This window comes from Nonomuraea sp. CA-218870 (genome assembly GCF_050936535.1).
Taxonomy (GTDB): domain Bacteria; phylum Actinomycetota; class Actinomycetes; order Streptosporangiales; family Streptosporangiaceae; genus Nonomuraea; species Nonomuraea corallina.
The window spans coordinates 666,500-683,703 of the sequence record NZ_JBNJMN010000001.1 but is presented as its reverse complement, the minus strand read 5'-3'; the positions used below and the strand labels follow the sequence as shown (position 1 = coordinate 683,703).

General features: G+C 71.3%; 21 protein-coding genes. 10 read left to right on the top strand and 11 right to left on the bottom strand.

All coding sequences use genetic code 11. The features are described 5' to 3' along the window. Positions 1 to 6 precede the first annotated feature (6 nt). Together ACQEUU_RS03355 and soxR are read left to right on the top strand one after the other, a co-directional pair. The gene (locus tag ACQEUU_RS03355; protein ID WP_433071728.1) at positions 7 to 726 is read left to right on the top strand and encodes a metallophosphoesterase; all 720 of its coding nucleotides are present in this window, start codon (positions 7 to 9) and stop codon (positions 724 to 726) included. Between the two features lie 10 nt (positions 727 to 736). After that, positions 737 to 1,216, top strand: coding sequence for a redox-sensitive transcriptional activator SoxR (soxR, locus tag ACQEUU_RS03350; RefSeq protein WP_433060095.1), 480 nt, complete (start codon positions 737 to 739; stop codon positions 1,214 to 1,216). On the opposite strand, the gene ACQEUU_RS03345 is transcribed toward soxR, so the two are convergent. Continuing rightward, entirely contained in the window at positions 1,213 to 1,599 is a 387-nt protein-coding gene (locus tag ACQEUU_RS03345; RefSeq protein ID WP_433060093.1) for a hypothetical protein, read from the bottom strand. The two genes, soxR and ACQEUU_RS03345, sit on opposite strands and share 4 nt — an antisense overlap. Before the next feature lie 169 nt (positions 1,600 to 1,768). Between ACQEUU_RS03345 and ACQEUU_RS03340 the strand changes: the two genes are divergently transcribed. Then, on the top strand, positions 1,769 to 2,245 hold the full coding sequence (locus ACQEUU_RS03340; protein ID WP_433060090.1) for a hypothetical protein: 477 nt from the start codon (positions 1,769 to 1,771) through the stop codon (positions 2,243 to 2,245). 22 nt (positions 2,246 to 2,267) lie between these two features. After that, on the top strand, positions 2,268 to 2,837 hold the full coding sequence (locus ACQEUU_RS03335; RefSeq protein ID WP_433060087.1) for a hypothetical protein: 570 nt from the start codon (positions 2,268 to 2,270) through the stop codon (positions 2,835 to 2,837). Positions 2,838 to 2,842: 5 nt separating this feature from the next. Here ACQEUU_RS03335 and vanY-N read toward each other — a convergent pair whose 3' ends face one another. Beyond that, a complete protein-coding gene (vanY-N, locus tag ACQEUU_RS03330; protein ID WP_433060084.1) occupies positions 2,843 to 3,394 on the bottom strand; it encodes a D,D-peptidase/D,D-carboxypeptidase VanY-N in 552 nt (183 codons plus the stop codon). Between the two features lie 191 nt (positions 3,395 to 3,585). Here vanY-N and ACQEUU_RS03325 point away from each other — a divergent pair, with 191 nt between their 5' ends. Genes ACQEUU_RS03325 through ACQEUU_RS03315 form a run of 3 tightly spaced genes read left to right on the top strand, consistent with a single transcriptional unit; the run spans position 3,586 to position 6,237 of the window. Next, entirely contained in the window at positions 3,586 to 4,260 is a 675-nt protein-coding gene (locus ACQEUU_RS03325; RefSeq protein WP_433060081.1) for a response regulator, read from the top strand. Positions 4,261 to 4,267: 7 nt separating this feature from the next. Next, positions 4,268 to 5,728 (top strand): ATP-binding protein, encoded by a 1,461-nt coding sequence (locus tag ACQEUU_RS03320; protein ID WP_433060078.1) that lies wholly within the window; start codon positions 4,268 to 4,270, stop codon positions 5,726 to 5,728. Then, positions 5,725 to 6,237 carry a GerMN domain-containing protein gene (locus ACQEUU_RS03315; RefSeq protein WP_433060075.1) on the top strand — a complete coding sequence of 171 codons (513 nt, stop codon included), beginning with the start codon at positions 5,725 to 5,727 and terminating at the stop codon, positions 6,235 to 6,237. The genes ACQEUU_RS03320 and ACQEUU_RS03315 overlap by 4 nt, the downstream gene beginning before the upstream one ends. Positions 6,238 to 6,555: 318 nt before the next feature. Here ACQEUU_RS03315 and dnaB read toward each other — a convergent pair whose 3' ends face one another. Further along, entirely contained in the window at positions 6,556 to 8,925 is a 2,370-nt protein-coding gene (dnaB, locus tag ACQEUU_RS03310; RefSeq protein WP_433060072.1) for a replicative DNA helicase, read from the bottom strand. 283 nt (positions 8,926 to 9,208) lie between these two features. On the opposite strand from dnaB, the gene ACQEUU_RS03305 reads away from it, so the two are divergent. After that, positions 9,209 to 10,510: an MATE family efflux transporter gene (locus ACQEUU_RS03305; protein WP_433060069.1), complete on the top strand. Its 1,302-nt coding sequence runs from the start codon at positions 9,209 to 9,211 to the stop codon at positions 10,508 to 10,510. Between the two features lie 138 nt (positions 10,511 to 10,648). Continuing rightward, a complete protein-coding gene (locus tag ACQEUU_RS03300; protein ID WP_433060067.1) occupies positions 10,649 to 12,118 on the top strand; it encodes an APC family permease in 1,470 nt (489 codons plus the stop codon). An 8-nt stretch (positions 12,119 to 12,126) separates the two neighbouring features. Here the strand turns inward: ACQEUU_RS03300 and ACQEUU_RS03295 are convergent, their stop codons facing one another. From ACQEUU_RS03295 to rpsF, 7 genes are all read right to left on the bottom strand, one after another. Continuing rightward, positions 12,127 to 12,858, bottom strand: coding sequence for an amino acid ABC transporter ATP-binding protein (locus tag ACQEUU_RS03295; RefSeq protein ID WP_433060064.1), 732 nt, complete (start codon positions 12,856 to 12,858; stop codon positions 12,127 to 12,129). Then, positions 12,855 to 13,703: an amino acid ABC transporter permease gene (locus ACQEUU_RS03290; protein ID WP_433060061.1), complete on the bottom strand. Its 849-nt coding sequence runs from the start codon at positions 13,701 to 13,703 to the stop codon at positions 12,855 to 12,857. Before ACQEUU_RS03290 ends, ACQEUU_RS03295 begins: the two co-directional genes overlap by 4 nt. Next, positions 13,700 to 14,566 (bottom strand): ABC transporter substrate-binding protein, encoded by an 867-nt coding sequence (locus tag ACQEUU_RS03285; RefSeq protein ID WP_433060058.1) that lies wholly within the window; start codon positions 14,564 to 14,566, stop codon positions 13,700 to 13,702. The genes ACQEUU_RS03290 and ACQEUU_RS03285 overlap by 4 nt, the downstream gene beginning before the upstream one ends. Before the next feature lie 202 nt (positions 14,567 to 14,768). Next, complete coding sequence (rplI, locus tag ACQEUU_RS03280) at positions 14,769 to 15,215, bottom strand: 50S ribosomal protein L9 (RefSeq protein ID WP_433060055.1); 447 nt, start codon at positions 15,213 to 15,215, stop codon at positions 14,769 to 14,771. Positions 15,216 to 15,229: 14 nt separating this feature from the next. Further along, positions 15,230 to 15,466 (bottom strand): 30S ribosomal protein S18, encoded by a 237-nt coding sequence (gene rpsR, locus ACQEUU_RS03275; RefSeq protein ID WP_020543048.1) that lies wholly within the window; start codon positions 15,464 to 15,466, stop codon positions 15,230 to 15,232. A 65-nt stretch (positions 15,467 to 15,531) separates the two neighbouring features. After that, positions 15,532 to 16,089, bottom strand: coding sequence for a single-stranded DNA-binding protein (locus tag ACQEUU_RS03270; protein ID WP_433060052.1), 558 nt, complete (start codon positions 16,087 to 16,089; stop codon positions 15,532 to 15,534). A gap of 92 nt (positions 16,090 to 16,181) precedes the next feature. Further along, complete coding sequence (gene rpsF, locus ACQEUU_RS03265; RefSeq protein WP_055504125.1) at positions 16,182 to 16,472, bottom strand: 30S ribosomal protein S6; 291 nt, start codon at positions 16,470 to 16,472, stop codon at positions 16,182 to 16,184. 190 nt (positions 16,473 to 16,662) lie between these two features. On the opposite strand from rpsF, the gene ACQEUU_RS03260 reads away from it, so the two are divergent. Continuing rightward, on the top strand, positions 16,663 to 16,974 hold the full coding sequence (locus tag ACQEUU_RS03260; protein WP_433060050.1) for a hypothetical protein: 312 nt from the start codon (positions 16,663 to 16,665) through the stop codon (positions 16,972 to 16,974). Between the two features lie 40 nt (positions 16,975 to 17,014). Here ACQEUU_RS03260 and ACQEUU_RS03255 read toward each other — a convergent pair whose 3' ends face one another. Continuing rightward, positions 17,015 to 17,194, bottom strand: coding sequence for a hypothetical protein (locus ACQEUU_RS03255; protein ID WP_433060048.1), 180 nt, complete (start codon positions 17,192 to 17,194; stop codon positions 17,015 to 17,017). Positions 17,195 to 17,204 lie beyond the last annotated feature (10 nt).

Sequence of the window (17,204 nt, the reverse complement as noted above, 5' to 3'; positions counted from 1 at the left end):
GTGACCATGGTGGCCTTCGCGCAGATCAGTGACATCCACATCGGCGGCTCCCCGGTCAGCGCCGACCGGGCCGCCGCGGTCCTGCGCCACCTCGACTCCCTCGGCCTCGACGCGATCCTGGTCACCGGCGACATCGCCGACCACGCCCTCCCGGAGGAGTACGACACCGCGGCCGCGCTGATGCGCGTCACCACCCCGCTGATCGTCTGCCCGGGCAACCACGACTCGGTGCCCGAGTTCGACAAGCGGATCGGGCCCGCCAACCAGGTGCTCAGGCTCGACGAGGTGACGCTCGCACTGGCCGACTCCAGCGTGCCCGGCCAGGCGTACGGGTTCCTCGCCGACCAGACGCTGGCCTGGCTCGACGCGGTGCTCGCCGAGCGGCCGGAGGTGCCGGCCTTCGTGGGCCTGCACCACCCGCCCGTCCCGCTCGGCATCCCGTACGTCGACGAGATCGGCCTGCGCGAGCCGGAGCGGCTCGCCGGACTGCTGGCCCGCCACCCGCACGTGGTGGCGGTGCTGACCGGTCACGCGCACACCTCAGCCCAGACCAGGTTCGCCGGGCTGCCGCTCGTCGTCGCCCCGGGGGTCGTCTCGACGGCCCTGACGAGCAGGGAGACCGCCGACTGGGTCCCGCTGGCGTACGACCTGCCGCCCGCGTTCGCGCTGCACCTGTTCGACGGCGGGCACCTGGTGACCCATTTCCGGCCGGTCATCCTCAAGTAAAATCCAGGTTGTGACCAACGTGGCCTGGAACTCCCGCGAACTGAGCGTCGGGCAGCTCGCCGAGCGCAGCGGCGTCGCCGTGTCGGCCCTGCACTTCTACGAGTCCAAGGGCCTGATCGCCAGCCGGCGCACGGCCGGCAACCAGCGCCGCTACAGCCGCGACACGCTGCGCAGGGTGGCGTTCATCCGGCTGTCCCAGCGCCTCGGCATCCCGCTCAAGACCATCAAGGACGCCCTGGCCGAGCTGCCCGAGAACCGCACCCCGACCCGCGACGACTGGGCCCGGCTCTCGGCCGCCTGGCGCGGCGAGCTCGACGACCGCATCGAGCAGCTGCAGCGGCTCCGCGACGACCTCACCGACTGCATCGGCTGCGGCTGCCTCTCGCTCGACCGCTGCGCGCTGGCCAACCCCCACGACCGGCTCGGCACCGAAGGGCCGGGAGCCAGGCGCATCGACACCCGGATCTGCGTCCCCACCGCCTGCCGCTAGTCCGGCCGCGCCTCCCGCGCCGACCGCCACCGCAGCACCGCGCCGGCCACCACGACCAGCGCCAGCACGCTCAGCGTGTACGGGTCGCTCGGGTTGCCGCCGAGGTCGCGGTCCAGGATGTGCGAGATGGCGTGCACGACCGTACCCACCGAGCCGCCCAGCAGGGCGACGAAGAGCGCGTCGCGCCAGACCAGCGCGGCCAGCAGGGCCGCCGCGAGTCCGAGCTGGAACGCGCCCGCGTCGTGGAACAGGTGCAGGTTGAACGGCGGATAGGGGGCGATCGTGTCGTAGAAGTGCCGGGGCAGGGCGAACGCCCACACGCCGGCGACCAGGAACACCAGGCCCGCCACGAACACGATGCCGTTGACGATGCGTCGAGTCATGCCGGAAGGACGCGCGAGGGCCGGGTTCCGTGACACTTCCGGCGCGCACGACGGCCCCGGTCGGTAGAGGAGCGGCAAAAAGGTCAAATAACACCTGTCCGGATTCAGGGACGGGGGCGCCGGAAATCAATCACGAGGACCCGGGGATTCGCGCGATCGAGGAGAAGCCATGGCCGACACGTCCACAGAGCCGAAGAAGGTCACGCTGGACCTGCCCCTGGTCTCCATCCAGCTGCACCGGCCCGAGATGCGGATGCCGCACGTCCCCCTGCCGCACATCAGCAAGCAGGAGATGGGCCACGCGGTCGACATCGCCAAGTCGTTCCTGCCGCAGCCCGAGCGCGTCGCCTACTACGGGGCGCTCGGCGCGCTCACGGTCTTCGGCGTGGTCGAATGGCCCGTGGCGGCGGCCATCAGCGTGGGCACCGTCATCGCCCAGCGCGCCCGGGGCAACGGCCACAACGGGGACGCGCCCGGCAAGCACGCCGCGAAGGAACCCGTGCGCAAGCAGGAGACGGCGACCAAGGCGGCGACCAAGGCGGCGGCCGCCGCGGCGGCGAAGCGTAAGGCCACCACCGTCAGGAACACCATGCAGCGGCAGAAGGACGCCGTCGAGCGCGCCCGGCGAGCTAGCCGCACCAACTGAACGCGGCAGGGGGCGTGAGGCGGTGTTCGGCCTGTTCTCCGTCGACACCTTGCTCGACATCCTGCCGGAACCCGTGCGCGGCCTCGTCTCCCGCTCCCGCCGGGTCCGGCCGTGCCCCGGCGGCGTCCGGATCGAACTGCGCCACCTGGGCGGCCCCGGCACGCGGGACCGCGCCCGCGCGCTGGAGGACCGGCTGCTCGCCCAGGGCGTGCGGCGGGCCGAGGTCAACGGGACGCTCGGCTGCGTCTTCGTCGGCTGCGACCGGGACCACGCCGATCGGCCGACCCGCCACGAACGCCGTCTTCGACACCACCGGGATCGCCGCCGCCGTGCTCGCCGGGCACCATGCCGCTGCTGGTCGACTCCGCCGCCTCAGCGGGCCGGTACGTCGCCGCGCGCGCGACATCCACCTGCGCGCCACCACCACCGCCGTGGCGGCCTGCGCCGCCTGGGCCTGGCCGTCTCCGTCCCCGGCCTCAGCCGCGTCTTCGGCTGCCGCCCGGTAGGGCCCGTCGGCTGGAGCCTCGCGCTCGGCTGCGCGGCCGCGGCCACGCTGGTCGCCGTCGCGATCGAACGCTCACGTACGCGGTAGCCGGGCTACAGGACGCGGCCCACACCTGGGTGGGGGCGTCGCGGCGGCGCGCCGCCGCTGTCCGGGCGGTACTCGAAGTGCCACCACTCGTTGTCGTACATGCGGTAGAGGTCGTAGCGGGCGCCGTGCTCCTCGAGCCAGCGTGCGCCCTCGTGCGGGCGTACGTCCAGCGCGATGCCCCTGACGTGGCTGGATTCCGCCGGTGGTAACACGAGCATCCGGGCCAGGGCCGGGGAGCCGGAGCGGCGCACCTCCTCGTCGAACATCCGCTGCTGGACGAGGGGATCGCGGTAGCCCGAGGTGAGGCCGATGAGCCGGCCGTGACGCCAGAGCGCCTCGGTGCGCGCCGCGGTGAACGCCGCCCTGGCGCCGTCGGTGAGACCGGTGAGGTTCTCGGCGGGGAATCGCAGCCCCAAGGCCCAGCCGCAGGCCAGTTCGCGGGCGCGGCCCGGATGGCGGACCAGCGCCGCGGGCAGCAGGAGCACGGCGAGCAGCCACGTGACCGCGGTGTACAGCCGGTCTCGGCGCCGAGGCGGGAGAGTGCGTGGTTCGTCCATGACGCCTACGATTGGCGTCGCGTGTGCGCGCGTTGTCAGCCGCGTGTCATGGTCCGTCGACGGCGACCGCTGCCGTCCGTGACCGTGACACAACCATGACCCGGCGCTGACGATGCGGGGACATGACCGGACGACAGTGGACGAGGTCGACCGGCGGGCGATCTACGGAGCCTCCTGTGAAACTCGGCGGCGTGTCGCGAGTGTTGTTGATCGAGGATGACCCTGCCGTACGGGAGGGTCTCGAACTGGCCCTGACCCGCCACGGGCACTGGGTGCGCGCGGTGGAGTCCGGCGAGCAGGGGCTCGACCGGCTGCGTACGGACCTCCCCGACGTCGTCATCCTGGATCTGATGTTGCCGGGCATGGACGGGTTCGAGGTCTGCCGCAGGATCCGGGCCTCCGGGGAGTTACCGATCATCATGCTGACCGCGCGCGGCGACGACCTGGACGTGGTCGCCGGGTTGGAGGCGGGCGCCGACGACTACGTGGTCAAGCCGGTGCAGCCCAGGGTGCTGGAAGCACGCATCCGCGCGGTGCTCCGGCGGATCGGCCGGGACCAGGCGGAGCTGGAGCGGCACGGGGACCTGACCATCGACCGGGCCGGGCTGGTGGTCACCAGGCGCGACGTGCCGGTCAGCCTGGCCCCGACCGAGTTACGCCTGCTGCTCGAACTGTCCGGCACGCCGGGCCGGGTGCACAGCCGCCAGCAGTTGCTGGAGTCGGTGTGGGAGCACGGGTACTTCGGCGACTCGCGGCTGGTGGACGCGTGCGTGCAGCGGTTGCGCGCGAAGATCGAGGACGACTCGGCGGCGCCCGTCTACGTGCAGACGGTGCGGGGGTTCGGGTACCGGTTCGGGCCGGTGTGAGCCGCCGGTGGCGCCGAGCCTGGGGCTGCGTGTCCGGTTGTTGTCCGCCTTCGCCCTGCTGTGTGTGGTCACCGCGGCGGCGGTGTCCGGCGGGAGCTACGTCCTGGCCCGCAACGCCATCCTGCAGCGGGCCCAGGATGCCGCGGTGCAGGCGATGAAGGACCGTCTGGAGACGCTCTTCCCGTTGCGGGATCCGGCGCCGGGCCCGGACGAGCTCGCCGTGATCGCCGCGGCCGTGACCGACCGATGTGGCTCTGCGGTCGCCGTCTACCGTGAGGCGCGCTCGCCGGCCGTCCCGCTGGGCTGCCGGAGACCGGGCGGTAATCCGCCGATCCTGGATCTCGGGGTGATCTCGGCGGATATGCGGCGGGTCGTGGCGGGCGGCGGCATCGCCTGGCAACGCGTGGTGTGGCACGGCGAGCCGTTCCTGATCATCGGCACCCCGTTGCTGATCGTCGAGCCGGACCGGACGAAGGTGTCCGGCATTGAGGTCTACGCCGCGCGCAGCCTGCTTCCCGAACAGCACAGCATCGACGAGCTCGCCTCGTCGGCCTGGCTCACGGGTGGGGCGTCCCTGGCGTTCGCGGTCGTTCTGGCGTTGCTGGCCACCCGTGGCGTGCTGCTCCCGGTGCGCGAGCTCGGGCGGGCGGCGCGCCTGCTGGGTGCGGGCGAGATGCGGACCAGGGTCGCGGTTCGCGGTTCCGACGAGCTGGCAGAGGTGGCGCGCACGTTCAACACCACCGCCGCCGAGCTGGAACGGCACGTCAGGCAGCTCCGCGAGATGGAGGCCGACGCCCGCCGGTTCGTGGCCGACGTGTCCCATGAGCTGCGCACCCCGCTGGCCGCGCTCGCCGCGGTCGCCGACGTCCTGGAGGAGGAGGCGGCGCGGCTGCCCGAGCCCGCGGGCAGGGCCGCCAGGCTGGTCAGCCAGGAGACGCTCAACCTCACCGGACTGGTCAACGATCTCATCGAGATCAGCAGGTTCGACTCCGGCGTCGCGGCCCTCGCGCTGAACGAGGTCGACGTGGCCGAGCTGGTGCGCGCGACCCTGCGTGCCCGGGGCTGGTCGGAGACGGTGCGCACCGAGCTTCCCCCCTCGGTGACGGCACGGCTCGACCCGCGCCGGGTGGACGTCATCCTGGCGAACCTCGTCGGCAACGCCCTGCGGCACGGCGAGCCACCGGTGTCGGTACGGCTACGCGCCGACCGGCACCGGATCACCCTGGAGGTCCGCGACCACGGGCCAGGGCTGGGCGAAGCGGTGCTGCCGCAGGTGTTCGACCGGTTCTACAAGGCCGACACGGCCAGGGCCAGGTCCGAGGGCAGCGGCCTCGGCCTGGCCATCGCACGGGAGAACGCGCGCCTGCACCGAGGCGACCTCACCGTAACCAACGCCCCGGGCGGCGGCGCCGTGTTCACGCTGCGTCTGCCACGCCGGGCCCACGATCCGGACGGAGGCCCCGGGTGAGGGCCGGACGCGCCCGCCGGGTGCTCGCCGCAGGGCTCGTGTCGCTCGTCGCCGTGACCGGCTGCGGCGTACGGCCCAGCGACGTCATCCCCGCCGGGGACCCGCCGAGCGGACCCGTCGCGTCCACCACGGCGATCACTCTCTTCCTGGTGAGGAACGGCCGGCTCAGCGCGGTGACGCGGCCGGGCCGCCGACTGCCCCTGGCGCAGACGCTCGCGCTGCTGGCGGCCGGACCCACCGCCGACGAGCGGGCGCGCGGACTCACCACCGACATCCCCCGTAAGGCCGGCCCGCTCTCGGTGTCCGCCGAGCCGGCCGGGCACGTGGTGGTGACCCCGTCCGCTCCGGCCGGCGACCTGTCCACCCTGGCCGTCGAGCAGATCGTCTGCACGGCCGCCGCCGCGCGGGAACGCCCCGTCCGGGTCACCGTCGCCGGCGCCGGGCAGAGCGTCGACCCCCGCGACTGCCCGGAGCTCCACCCGCCCCCGCCCAGGCTCGGCGGGCCATGAAACGCCCTGATCGCGGTCGCCGTCGCGTCCGCACGCAGGCCGGGTGGGTCGTCCCGGCGGATAATCCGGAGGCGCGCGCCCGGCCGGAGCCGGTACGCTCCCCTACACCGCGTGCCGGCGGACCTGAGCGTCCCGCTGTGCACCGGCCACGACACCCCCCAGGTGAGGACATCGCGCGCATGACGCCGCCTGCTCTTTAGACCTGACACCTTCCCCGCGCATCGGTCGCCGACGACGCCGTCGGCTCTTGAACCGCAGGACGAAGACCGGCTTCTCCTTCGTCCTGCTCTAGGTGCGGACGCTTCCCGGCCGGGGCGCCTAGTGCTGCGCCATGTCGACGAAGCGGCTGTAGTGGCCCTGGAACGCGACGGTCACGGTCGCCGTGGGGCCGTTACGGTGCTTGGCCACGATCAGGTCGGCCTCGCCCGCCCGCGGCGACTCCCGCTCGTAGGCGTCCTCCCGGTGCAACAGGATCACCATGTCAGCATCTTGTTCGATGGATCCTGATTCGCGTAGGTCGCTCACCTGAGGGCGTTTGTCCGTACGCTGTTCGGGGCCTCGGTTGAGCTGGGAGATGGCGATCACCGGGACCTCCAGCTCCTTGGCCAGCAGCTTGATGGCCCGGGAGATCTCCGACACCTCGTTCTGGCGGCTCTCCGTCTTCTTCGGCGAGCTCATCAGCTGCAGGTAGTCGATGACCACGAAGCGCAGGTCGTTGCGCTGCTTGAGGCGTCGGCACTTGGCCCGGATCTCCATCATCGACATGTTGGGCGAGTCGTCGATGAACAGCGGCGCCTCCGCCACCTCACTCATCCGGCGGGCCAGCCGGGTCCAGTCGTCGTCGGTCATCATGCCCGAGCGCATGGCGTGCAGCGCGACCCGCGCCTCGGCCGACAGCAGGCGCATGGTGATCTCGTTGCGCGACATCTCCAGCGAGAAGATCACGGTCGTCATGCCGTGCTTGATCGCCGCGGACCGGGCGAAGTCCAGGCCGAGCGTGCTGTTGTGGGTGGGGATCCAGGACCGGCTCGCGAGGTAAAGGTGGTCGGCGTTGTCGACCTGCACGCAGCGCACCGGCCGCGACGGGACGGGACGCACGGCCACGACGTGGCGGACCGGCGTCGCGGGGCCGGGCTCGACAGCCTTCCCGGCGGCCTTCCCGGCGAGCCGGAACACCGGGTCGGGCGCGGTGAAGGAGATCACGCACGCCTCGCGGCCCTCGACCTGCTCGGGCCGCGAGGTCGCCTGATAGCCGAGGCTCAGGATCAGCTCGCGAGCGTCGCGGGCCAGGCGTCGGCCGGTCACGGCGAGCTCGATCCGGCCCGAGACGCCGACCCGCCCGCGTGCGTCGAGCAGGCCGGCCAGCAGGTCGCGGCGCTGCCGCTCGGACGCGCGCAGGTAGCTCGCGGGGATGTGCTTGTCGCCCAGGACGCCGAGGGAACGCAGGACGCCCTGGACGCTGCCCCGGCGGTCGGCGAAGCGCATCGCGTGGAGCGTCGGACGGCTGAGGCTTTCGGCGCGGACGCCGTCGGCTCGCAGGGTCGCGAGCAGGCCGGTGTCGGCGGTGGTCAGGCGCGCGCTCGCGCGGTGGCCGTCGCCGAGCCAGACGCCCAGGGCGTACGGCGGCAGCGGGAGGTGCCGCTCCTCCCGTTGCAGAGGCGCGGCGACGGCGATGGCGTGAACGGGCCGCCGGTCGGCGGCGCTGCCCAGGGCGTCGGCCAGCTCCTTCGTGGTGACGACGGCCGGACCCGGCTCGCCCGCCCGGCGCGCGGGACGGCGAGTCGGAAGGTCGGGGGCTCCCGACGTGGTGCGCCACTGGTGATCGGCGTCGGCCACGATCACCGTGCCGTCGCTGAACTCCACCTCGAAGCAGGGCCGGCCGTGCATGACCTCGGTGGCCGCGACGACGCGCGTCGGCCTGCCGTCGGCGCCGATCAGCTCGTCGCCGGGCCGCACCTCGCCCATCGTGGTCCAGCCCTCGGGGGTGGGCAGGGGGGTGTCGAGGGCGAGGGCCTTGCCGATGGCCGGTCGGGCGGCCACCACGATCATCTGGCCCGGGTGGAGGCCGTTGGTCAGCTGGTCGAGGTCGGCGAAGCCGGTCGGGACGCCGACCATCTGGCCGCCGCGGCTGCCGATGGCCTCCAGCTCGTCCAGGGCGCCGGGCATGATGTCGGCCAGGGCCGCGTAGTCCTCGGACGTGCGGCGTTCGGTGACCTTGTAGATCTCGGCCTGGGCGCGGTCGACGAGGTCGTCGACCTCTTCGTTCTGGCCGCCGTAGCCGTAGGAGACGATGCGGGTGCCGGCCTCGATGAGGCGCCGCAGGACGGCCTGCTCCCGGACGATCTTGGCGTAGAAGCCGGCGTTGGCGGCGGTGGGGACGACGGCCGTGAGGGTGTGGAGGTAGGCGGCGCCGCCGACCCGGGCCATCTCCCCGCGCTTCTGCAGCTCGTCGAAGACCGTGACTGCGTCGGCGGGCTCGCCCCGGCCGTAGAGGTCGGTGATGACGTCGAAGACCATCTGGTGGGCGGGCCGGTAGAAGTCGTCGGAGCGCACGATCTCGATGACGTCGGCGATCGCGTCCTTCGACAGCAGCATGCCGCCCAGCACCGACTGCTCGGCCTCGATGTTGTTGGGCGGGGTGCGCTCGAAGCCCGGGCCCGCACCGCCGATCTCTTCGTCAATGCTCACCGCGCCCCCTCGACTGCTCGCAGCGGTCGCACCACCCCCACTTGTAGTCGACCGGTGTGACAGTTTCGCGGCTCCCACGCCCTCTCAGCAACGCGGCCTGTGGACAACGTTGTGGTCAAGCTGTGTACGCAGGCCCCTCAGGGTGTGAAAGGCCTGTGGACGAGCCTGGGGATAACCCACGACTTCATCATCCACCATCACTCTGACCTGCGGATACGATGTCCACCGGCTGTGGAGGGAAGAAAGTTGGCACCGCACATCCAGTAAGGGGCATAATTGGTGAATGCCCATTACGTCCCGAGATAGGGAGATTCTGCGGCTGGCCGTGCCCGCTTTCGGGGCACTGGTGGCCGAGCCGCTCTTCCTGCTGGCCGATTACGCGATCGTCGGCCACGGGCTGGGCACCACCGCCGTGGGCGCGCTGGGCGTCGCGGGGACGGTCCTGACGACGCTGGTGAACCTGTGCGTGTTCCTCGCGTACGGCACGACCGCGTCGGTGGCGCGGCAGACCGGCGCGGGACACCACCAGCGGGCGATGCGCCACGGGGTGGACGGCATCTGGCTGGCGCTGGCCATCGGCGCGGCGCTGATCGCGGTCGTCTGGCCGCTCGCGCCCCAGGTGGTGGACCTGTTCGGGGCCGCTCCCGAGCAGGCGGAGCAGGCCGTGACGTACCTGCGGATCAGTCTGCTCGGCACCCCCGCCATGCTGGTCGTGCTGGCGGGCACGGGCGTGCTGCGCGGCCTGCAGGACACCGTGACGCCGCTGGCGGTGGCGGCCGGCTCGTTCGCGCTCAACGCGGTGCTGAACGCCTGGTTCGTGCTGGTCCTGGACTGGGGCATCGCCGGATCGGCGTGGGGCACGGTGCTGGCGCAGACCCTGGGCGCGGCGGTGTACGTCGCGGTCGTGGTCCGGGGGGCGCGGCGGCTGGGCGTGCCGCTGCGGCCGCATCCCGCGGGTATCCGGCAGGCGGGCACGGCCGGGTTCGCGCTGCTGATCAGGACCGTGTGCCTGCGCGTGGTGCTGCTCGTCGCCATGATGATCGCCACCAGGATGGGGCAGGCCGAGCTGGCCGCGTACGCGATCGCCACCCAGGTGTGGACGATGCTCGCGTTCGCGCTGGACGCGATCGCCATCGCGGGGCAGGCCATCACCGGCCGGGCGCTCGGCGCCGGCGACGTCGCGGCCACCCGGGCGGCCACGCGGCGGATGGTGGCGTGGGGCGTCTGGTCGGGGGCGGTGCTGGCGCTGCTGGTGCTGGCGGCGCGGCCGCTGCTGCCGGGCGTGTTCGACGCCGACCCGCTCGTGACCGAGCAGTTGCTGGCCGTGCTCTGGCCGGTGGCGCTGTTCCAGCCGATCTGCGGGGTGGTGTTCGTGCTCGACGGCGTGCTGATCGGCGCGGGCGACCAGCGCTACCTGGCGTGGGCGGGGGTGTGGACGACGCTGGCGTACCTGCCCGCCGCCGCGCTCGCCTCCGGGCTGGACATCGTGGCCCTGTGGTGCGCACTGGGGGTGTGGATGGTGGCCCGGCTCGTCACCCTGGCCCGGCGGGCCACCGGCTCCGCCTGGCTCGTCGTGGGCGCCTGACCCGCTCCCGGCCTCACGGCCTCACGGCCGGAGCATCACGGATGTGCCGGCACCGTGACACTTCCGTGCTTGCTGGTGCCGGGAGTGATGAGGCAAGGTGGGCGGGTCCCATGAGTGGGGTGTGGCACTTTGTCCAGTATGACCAGACGGCTGCCGCCCGCCGAGGCAACCGAGCTCCGCACCGGCGCGCGGCATGCGCTCACCCCGGTGTACCGCACGGCCGACCTCGTGGTGCTCGGGCTCGGCGTGATGATCGGCGCCGGGATCTTCAGCATCGCCGGGCGGATGGCGGCGACGACGGCCGGTCCGGGCGTCATCCTGTCCTTCATGATCGCGGGCATCGCCTGCCTGCTGGCCTGCCTCTGCTACGCCGAGCTGTCCTCCACCATGCCGGCCTCCGGCAGCGCCTACACCTTCACCTACGTCATCTTCGGCGAGATCTGGGCGTGGGTCATCGGCTGGGCGCTGATCCTGGAGCTGCAACTGGCCGCCGCCGTGGTCACGCGGGCGTGGGCGCAGATCACCGTGGGCGCCATCGGCGACTTCGGCGTGCGGGTGCCGCGGCCCGAGGTCGTGGAGAACATCCTCGTCCTGGTCATCCTGGTGCTGCTCACCGGGGTCGTGGCGGCCGGCGCGCGGATCGGCCTGCGCGCCCTGTGGGTGATGGTGACGGCGAAGCTGCTGGCCATCGGCGCGGTCATCGTGGTCGGCGCGGTGTACGTGGACGTGGCGAACTTCGGCGACTTCCACGCCGAGCCGCAGACGGTCGCCACGCCGACGGCGACCGTGCTGGACCTGTTCGCGGGTCAGAGCCAGACGTTTGGCTGGGCCGGCGTGTTCGCCGCCGCGCCGGTGATCGCCTTCGCCTACGTCGGGTTCGACATCGTGGCGACCGCCGCCGAGGAGACGGTCAACCCGCGCACGGTGGTGCCGAAGGGCATGATCCGCAGCCTGGTCGTGGCCACGGTGATCTACATCGCGGTGGCCGTCGTCATGGTGGGGATGGTCCCGTACACGAGCATCTCGGTGCAGGCGCCGCTGTCGAGCGCGTTCCAGGCGGTCGGCGCCGGCTGGATGGTGCACGTCATCAACGCCGGCGCGGTGCTGGGGCTCACCACCGTCATCCTGGTGCTGCTGGTGGGGCAGACCCGGGTGCTGTTCTCGATGGCGCGCGACGGGCTCATCCCGCGCGGGCTCGCGACGATCAGCCGCAGGTACCACACGCCGTCGCGGGTGACGCTGGTGATCGGCCTGGTGGCGATCGTGCTGGCCGAGTTCGTGCCGGTGCTCACCATGCAGGAGCTGGTCGTCATGGGGACGCTGTTCGCGTTCATGTTCGTGGCGGCGGGCGTGATCGTGATGCGGCGCCGGATGCCCGGCCTGGAGCGCGGCTTCCGGGTGCCGTTCTCACCTCTGCTGCCGATCCTGTCGCTGGCGGCCACGTTCTGGCTCATGGTGAACCTGCGGTTGATCACCTGGGCGTGGTTCGCGCTGTGGATGGCCTTCGGGGTGCTGGTCTATCTCGCGTACGGCAGACGCCGCAGCCTGCTGGCCGACCCCGGCCGGGCCGCCGTGGCGACGCCCGGCCGGGGCAGGCACCGGCGTTAGAAGCGGCCCTAATCCAGCACGTTGCGCAGGAAGGCGCGGGTGCGGTCGTGCTCCGGCTCGGTGAAGATCTTCTCCGGCGGCCCCTTCTCAAGCAGCACGCCGCCGTCCAGGAAACACACGGTGTCGGAGATGTCGCGGCAGAAGGACATCTCGTGCGTCGTCAGGATCATCGTCATGCCCGACTCCTTGAGCTCCCTGATGACGGCGAGCACCTCGACGACCAGCATGGGGTCGAGCGCGGAGGTGACCTCGTCCAGCAGCATCACCCGCGGCCTGGTGGCCAGGGCCCTGATGATCGCCACCCGTTGCTGCTGGCCTCCGGAGAGCCGGTCGGGGTACGCCCCGGCCTTGTCCGCCAGCCCGAACCGCCGCAGCAGGTCGTGCGCCTCCTGCTCGGCCTGCGCGCGGCCGACCCGGTGGACCTGGCGCGGCGCCAGGGTGATGTTGTCCATCACGGTCATGTGCGGGAACAGGTTGAACGCCTGGAAGACGGTGCCCAGGCGCTTGCGCACCGCGTCCACGTCGGCCCGCGGGTCGGTGATCTCCTCGCCGTCGAGGTGGATGGTGCCGTCGTCGGGCGTCTCCAGCAGGTTGACGCAGCGCAGCAGGGTCGACTTGCCCGAGCCGGACGCGCCGATCAGGCTGACCACCTCGTGCTGGGCGACCTCCAGGTCGACGCCGCGCAGCACGACGTTGTCGCCGAAACTTTTCCACAGGCTGTGGATGGTCAGCACGCTCACGAGCCCTGCCTCCTTCGCGCCCGCGCCGCCAGGTGGTCGGTGTACCGCGCCAGCGGGATCGTCAGCAGGATGAACAGCAACGACGCCACCAGGTAGGGGGTGTAGTTGAACGTCTGCGACGTGATGATCTGCGCCTGCCGGAGCGCCTCCACCAGGCCGATCGTGGACACCAGCGCGGTGTCCTTCTGCAGCGAGATGAAGTCGTTCAGCAGCGGCACCACCACCCGGCGCGCGGCCTGCGGCAGCACCACGAACCGCAGCGTCTTGCCGTGGCTGAGCCCCAGCGAGCGCGCCGCCGCCACCTGGCTGGGATGGATCGACTCGATGCCCGACCTGAACACCTCCGCGACGTACGCCCCGTACGAGAGCGTCAGGGCGATGACGCCCAGCGTCGTCAGGTCGGCCGGGACGCCCTGCAGCTTCAGGGCGGGGAGCCCGAACCCGACCATGAGGATGACCAGCAGCGTGGGCACGCCGCGGAAGGTGTCCACGTAGAGCGTGGCCAGTGCCCTGACCGGGAAGAGAGCGGGGCTCCTGGTGCCGCGGATCAGCGCCACCGCCAGCCCCACGACCAGGATCAGCGGCTCGGCTATCAGGAAGATCTTGATGTTGACCAGGAAGCCCTCGGCGACCGCCGGCACCGCCCTGAGGAACATCTCCGGGTCGAAGAACGTGTCCTGCACCCGGGGCCAGCCCGGCGAGTTGACGACCACCACGCCGGCCAGGGCGACGAACAGGATCGTCGAAGCCGTCGCGATCGAGGTGGTGCGGCGGCCCTGCGACGCGAGGATCCGCTCGCGTTCGCGCTGCCGATCGCTCTTGACCCAGACCGGGCCGGCGGTCACTTCAGCTCCGGCGCGCCCGCCGCCTCGCTCAGCCACTGCTGCTCGATCTTGGCCAGGTCACCGTTGGCCTTGAGCGCGTCGATCGCCTTGTCGACGCAGGACTTGAGCCCGCTGCCCTTCTCCATGACCAGCCCGAACTCCTCCGGGGTCGAGCCGGTCGAGCCGAACTGCCCGACGATCTTGGAGCCCTCGACCTGCGCCGCCGTCACGTAGAAGGCCGTCGGCAGGTCGAGCACCAGGGCGTCGATCTGCTCGTTCTTCAGCGCGTTGATGGAGTCGATCTGCTCGTTGTAGACGTTCGGCTCGGCGTTGGGCTGGATCACGTTCTTGACGGCGTCCAGCGCGGTGGTGCCGACCTGCACGCCGATCTTGGCGTCCTTGAGCTCGGCCAGCGAGGCGGCGCCGGCGAACTTGCCCTCCCCGAGCGTCACCACGGACTGCTTGACCGTGTAGTAGCCGTTGCTGAAGTCGACGGCCTTGGCCCGGTCGGGCGTGATCGAGACCTGGTTGATGTCGAAGTCGAACCGCTTGTCGCCCGGGGCGAACGCGGTGTCGAACTTGACCGACTCCCACTGCACCTCGTCACGGTCGAAGCCCAGCTCGCCCGCGACCGCGTACGCGACGGCGCTCTCGAACCCCTGGCCGTTGCTCGGGTCGTCGTCCTTGAACCAGGGCTCGAAGGCCGGCTTGTCGGTGCCGATGGTGAGCTTGCCCGGGTTGATGAGCGTGAGCTGGTCCTTGGTGCACGCCGTGGACGAGGTGGGGGCGGCCGCCGCCGTCGGCGCCGGGTCGTCGACGGGCGCGCAGGCGATCGCCGCCGCCGCCAGCGCACCCAGCGCGATCAGCATCGAGGGACGGGCCATGGGGAGCCTCCAGGGGGAAAGCGAGAGGAAGAACGTGAGAATTCTACGCGGCCTTGGTAGGGATTACGCCCCCCACCTGCGCGTACAGCCATCAAGCGGCCTGGTGCGCCCGCGCGACCCCGGCACGGCCGGAGGTGTGGCAAAAGGCCGGCCCCCCTCCCGCCGGAGCGGGAGGGGGGCCGGGTGAGGCCGGGGCCTGGTGTCAGCCCGCGACGACCTCGACGTCCACGGACGCCGAGACCTCGGGGTGAAGCTTGACCGTGACCTTGTGGGAGCCGGTGCTCTTGATCGGGTTGACGATCTCGATGCGGCGGCGGTCGAGGATCGGGCCGCCGGCGGCCTTGACGGCCTCGGCGATGTCGCCCGTGGTGATCGAGCCGAACAGGCGGCCGGACTCCCCGGCGCGGGTGGCCAGGCGCACCCGCAGGGCGCCGAGCCGGCCCGCGACCTCCTTGGCGGTGCCGAGGTCGCGGATCTCGCGGGCGTCGCGCGCCTTCTTGATGGACTCGATCTGGCGCTCGGCGCCACGGGTCCAGCGCATGGCGTAGCCGCGCGGGATGAGGTAGTTACGGCCGTAGCCGTCCTTGACCTCGACGATGTCGCCAGGGGCGCCGAGGCCGGAGACCTCGTTGGTGAGGATGAGCTTCATGTCGACAGACCTCCTTAGCGCGCGGTGCTCGTGTAGGGCAGCAGGGCCACCTCACGGGCGTTCTTGATCGCGGTCGCCACGTCGCGCTGGTGCTGGGTGCAGTTGCCCGTCACCCGGCGGGCACGGATCTTGCCGCGGTCGGAGATGAACTTCCGCAGCAGCGCCGTGTCCTTGTAGTCGACGTAGGAGATCTTGTCATGGCAGAACAGGCAAACCTTCTTCTTGGGCTTGCGCAGTGCCGGCTTGGCCATCGTGGTGCTCCTCTCAGAGCCCCGCCGTCAGAAGCGGGAATGGACTCGGACTGGGATCGGATGGGTTAGAAAGGCGGTTCGTCGCTGAAGTCGCCGCCGCCGCCGAAGCCGCCGGAGGAACCGCCGCCCTGCTGGCCGCCGCCCTGGAAGCCGCCGCCACCACCCTGGTAGCCGCCGCCCTGGGGCGGGGCAGGGCTGGCGGACGCCCACGGGTCGTCGGCCGGGCCGCCGCCGAAGCCGCCGCCGCCGCCCTGCCGGGAGGTGCGGTTGACCTTGGCGGTGGCGTTGCGCAGGGACGGGCCGACCTCGTCGACCTCGACCTCGTAGACGGTGCGCTTCTCGCCTTCCTTGGTCTCGTAGGACCGCTGCTTGAGCCGCCCCTGGACGATGACCCGCATCCCGCGCTGCAGGCTCTCGGCGGCGTTCTCCGCCGCCTGGCGCCAGACGTTGCAGGTGAGGAAGAGGCTCTCGCCGTCCTTCCACTCGTTGGTCTGGCGGTCCATGTAGCGCGGAGTGGACGCGATGCGGAACCGGGCCACCGCTTGCCCCGTGGGGGTGAAGCGCAGCTCGGGGTCGTCGACGAGGTTGCCGACGATGGTGATTACGGTGTCGCCTGCTGCCATGGCTAGCGCTCGCCTTCCTGCACGTCTTCGCTTCGGTTACGGCTCAGACTACGGTCGCGGCCCGACAGAAATCCGGGCTACGAGCGGCTGCTTCAGTGGACGTCCGGACGCAGGACCTTGGTGCGCAGGATGCCCTCGTTGAGGTTCATCTGCCGGTCGAGCTCCTTGACCGTCGCCGGCTCGGCCGACAGGTCGATGACGGCGTAGATGCCCTCGGACTTCTTGTTGATGTCGTAGGCGAGGCGGCGACGACCCCAGACGTCGACCTTCTCCACGGTGCCGCCGTCGTTGCGGACCACGGTGAGGAACTGGTCGAGGGACGGCGCCACGGTGCGCTCATCGAGCGAAGGGTCCAGGATGACCATTACTTCGTAACGACGCATGCGGGACTCCTACCTCCTCTGGACTGTTGCGGTCACGACACTCTGCCGTGACAGGAGGACGCTGACGCTTGGCCCGGGCGCCCCTTTCGGCGCTCCGGGGTGACGGGTCTCCCATCACAACGCAGCCTGACCAGGTTACCAGCCGCTCATGGATGGGAAAGCCTGACAGAAAGCAAGGGGGTGCTCCGCAGTGCCACACTTCCTCCAGCCCACGCAGAGCGAACGGATCCGGCTCACGCTCAACACCGACGGCCGTTCGCATCCCATCGAGAACGCCCTGGCCGTCGGCGCCCTGGTGTGCGGACTCGTCGCGTTCGTGGCCCTGTTCTTCCCCGGCGGGCACATCGTCGCGTCATGGGTCGGCACGCTGGGCTTCGGCGTCGGCTTCTACTCGCAGTACGTCTCGGTGACCACGCCGCAGCGCTCGCTCAACATCATCGGTCTGGTGGCCTCGTTCCTCGGCGTGGCGCTCGGCATCGCGGGCGGCGGCTACCTGCCGTGACGGACGGCCCCGGCCAGGCCGGGGCCGCCCTTGATATCGGTCATCCTCCGATGTGCAGGTCCACGCCGAGCAGGACCAGGAACCAGAGGAAGACCGCGAGCAACGCCTCGGCGACGTCGCGCAGAACAGCCGGGGTGATGTAGTCGTACACCCACGCGATGTAGATGCCGATGATCACGTAAACGAGCAGGATCAACGACCGCCAACGCCAGCGGCTCATATCGTCTCCT

Bases quoted from the DNA above. Each gene is read 5' to 3' on its own strand.
- ACQEUU_RS03255 (WP_433060048.1), bottom strand. From the start codon at position 17,194: ATGAGCCGCTGGCGTTGGCGGTCGTTGATCCTGCTCGTTTACGTGATC.
- rpsR (WP_020543048.1), bottom strand. From the start codon at position 15,466: ATGGCCAAGCCGGCACTGCGCAAGCCCAAGAAGAAGGTTTGCCTGTTC.
- rpsF (WP_055504125.1), bottom strand. From the start codon at position 16,472: ATGCGTCGTTACGAAGTAATGGTCATCCTGGACCCTTCGCTCGATGAG.
- ACQEUU_RS03345 (WP_433060093.1), bottom strand. From the start codon at position 1,599: ATGACTCGACGCATCGTCAACGGCATCGTGTTCGTGGCGGGCCTGGTG.
- rplI (WP_433060055.1), bottom strand. From the start codon at position 15,215: ATGAAGCTCATCCTCACCAACGAGGTCTCCGGCCTCGGCGCCCCTGGC.
- ACQEUU_RS03305 (WP_433060069.1), top strand. From the start codon at position 9,209: ATGCCCATTACGTCCCGAGATAGGGAGATTCTGCGGCTGGCCGTGCCC.
- ACQEUU_RS03300 (WP_433060067.1), top strand. From the start codon at position 10,649: ATGACCAGACGGCTGCCGCCCGCCGAGGCAACCGAGCTCCGCACCGGC.
- ACQEUU_RS03340 (WP_433060090.1), top strand. From the start codon at position 1,769: ATGGCCGACACGTCCACAGAGCCGAAGAAGGTCACGCTGGACCTGCCC.
- ACQEUU_RS03355 (WP_433071728.1), top strand. From the start codon at position 7: ATGGTGGCCTTCGCGCAGATCAGTGACATCCACATCGGCGGCTCCCCG.
- ACQEUU_RS03270 (WP_433060052.1), bottom strand. From the start codon at position 16,089: ATGGCAGCAGGCGACACCGTAATCACCATCGTCGGCAACCTCGTCGAC.
- ACQEUU_RS03285 (WP_433060058.1), bottom strand. From the start codon at position 14,566: ATGGCCCGTCCCTCGATGCTGATCGCGCTGGGTGCGCTGGCGGCGGCG.
- vanY-N (WP_433060084.1), bottom strand. From the start codon at position 3,394: ATGGACGAACCACGCACTCTCCCGCCTCGGCGCCGAGACCGGCTGTAC.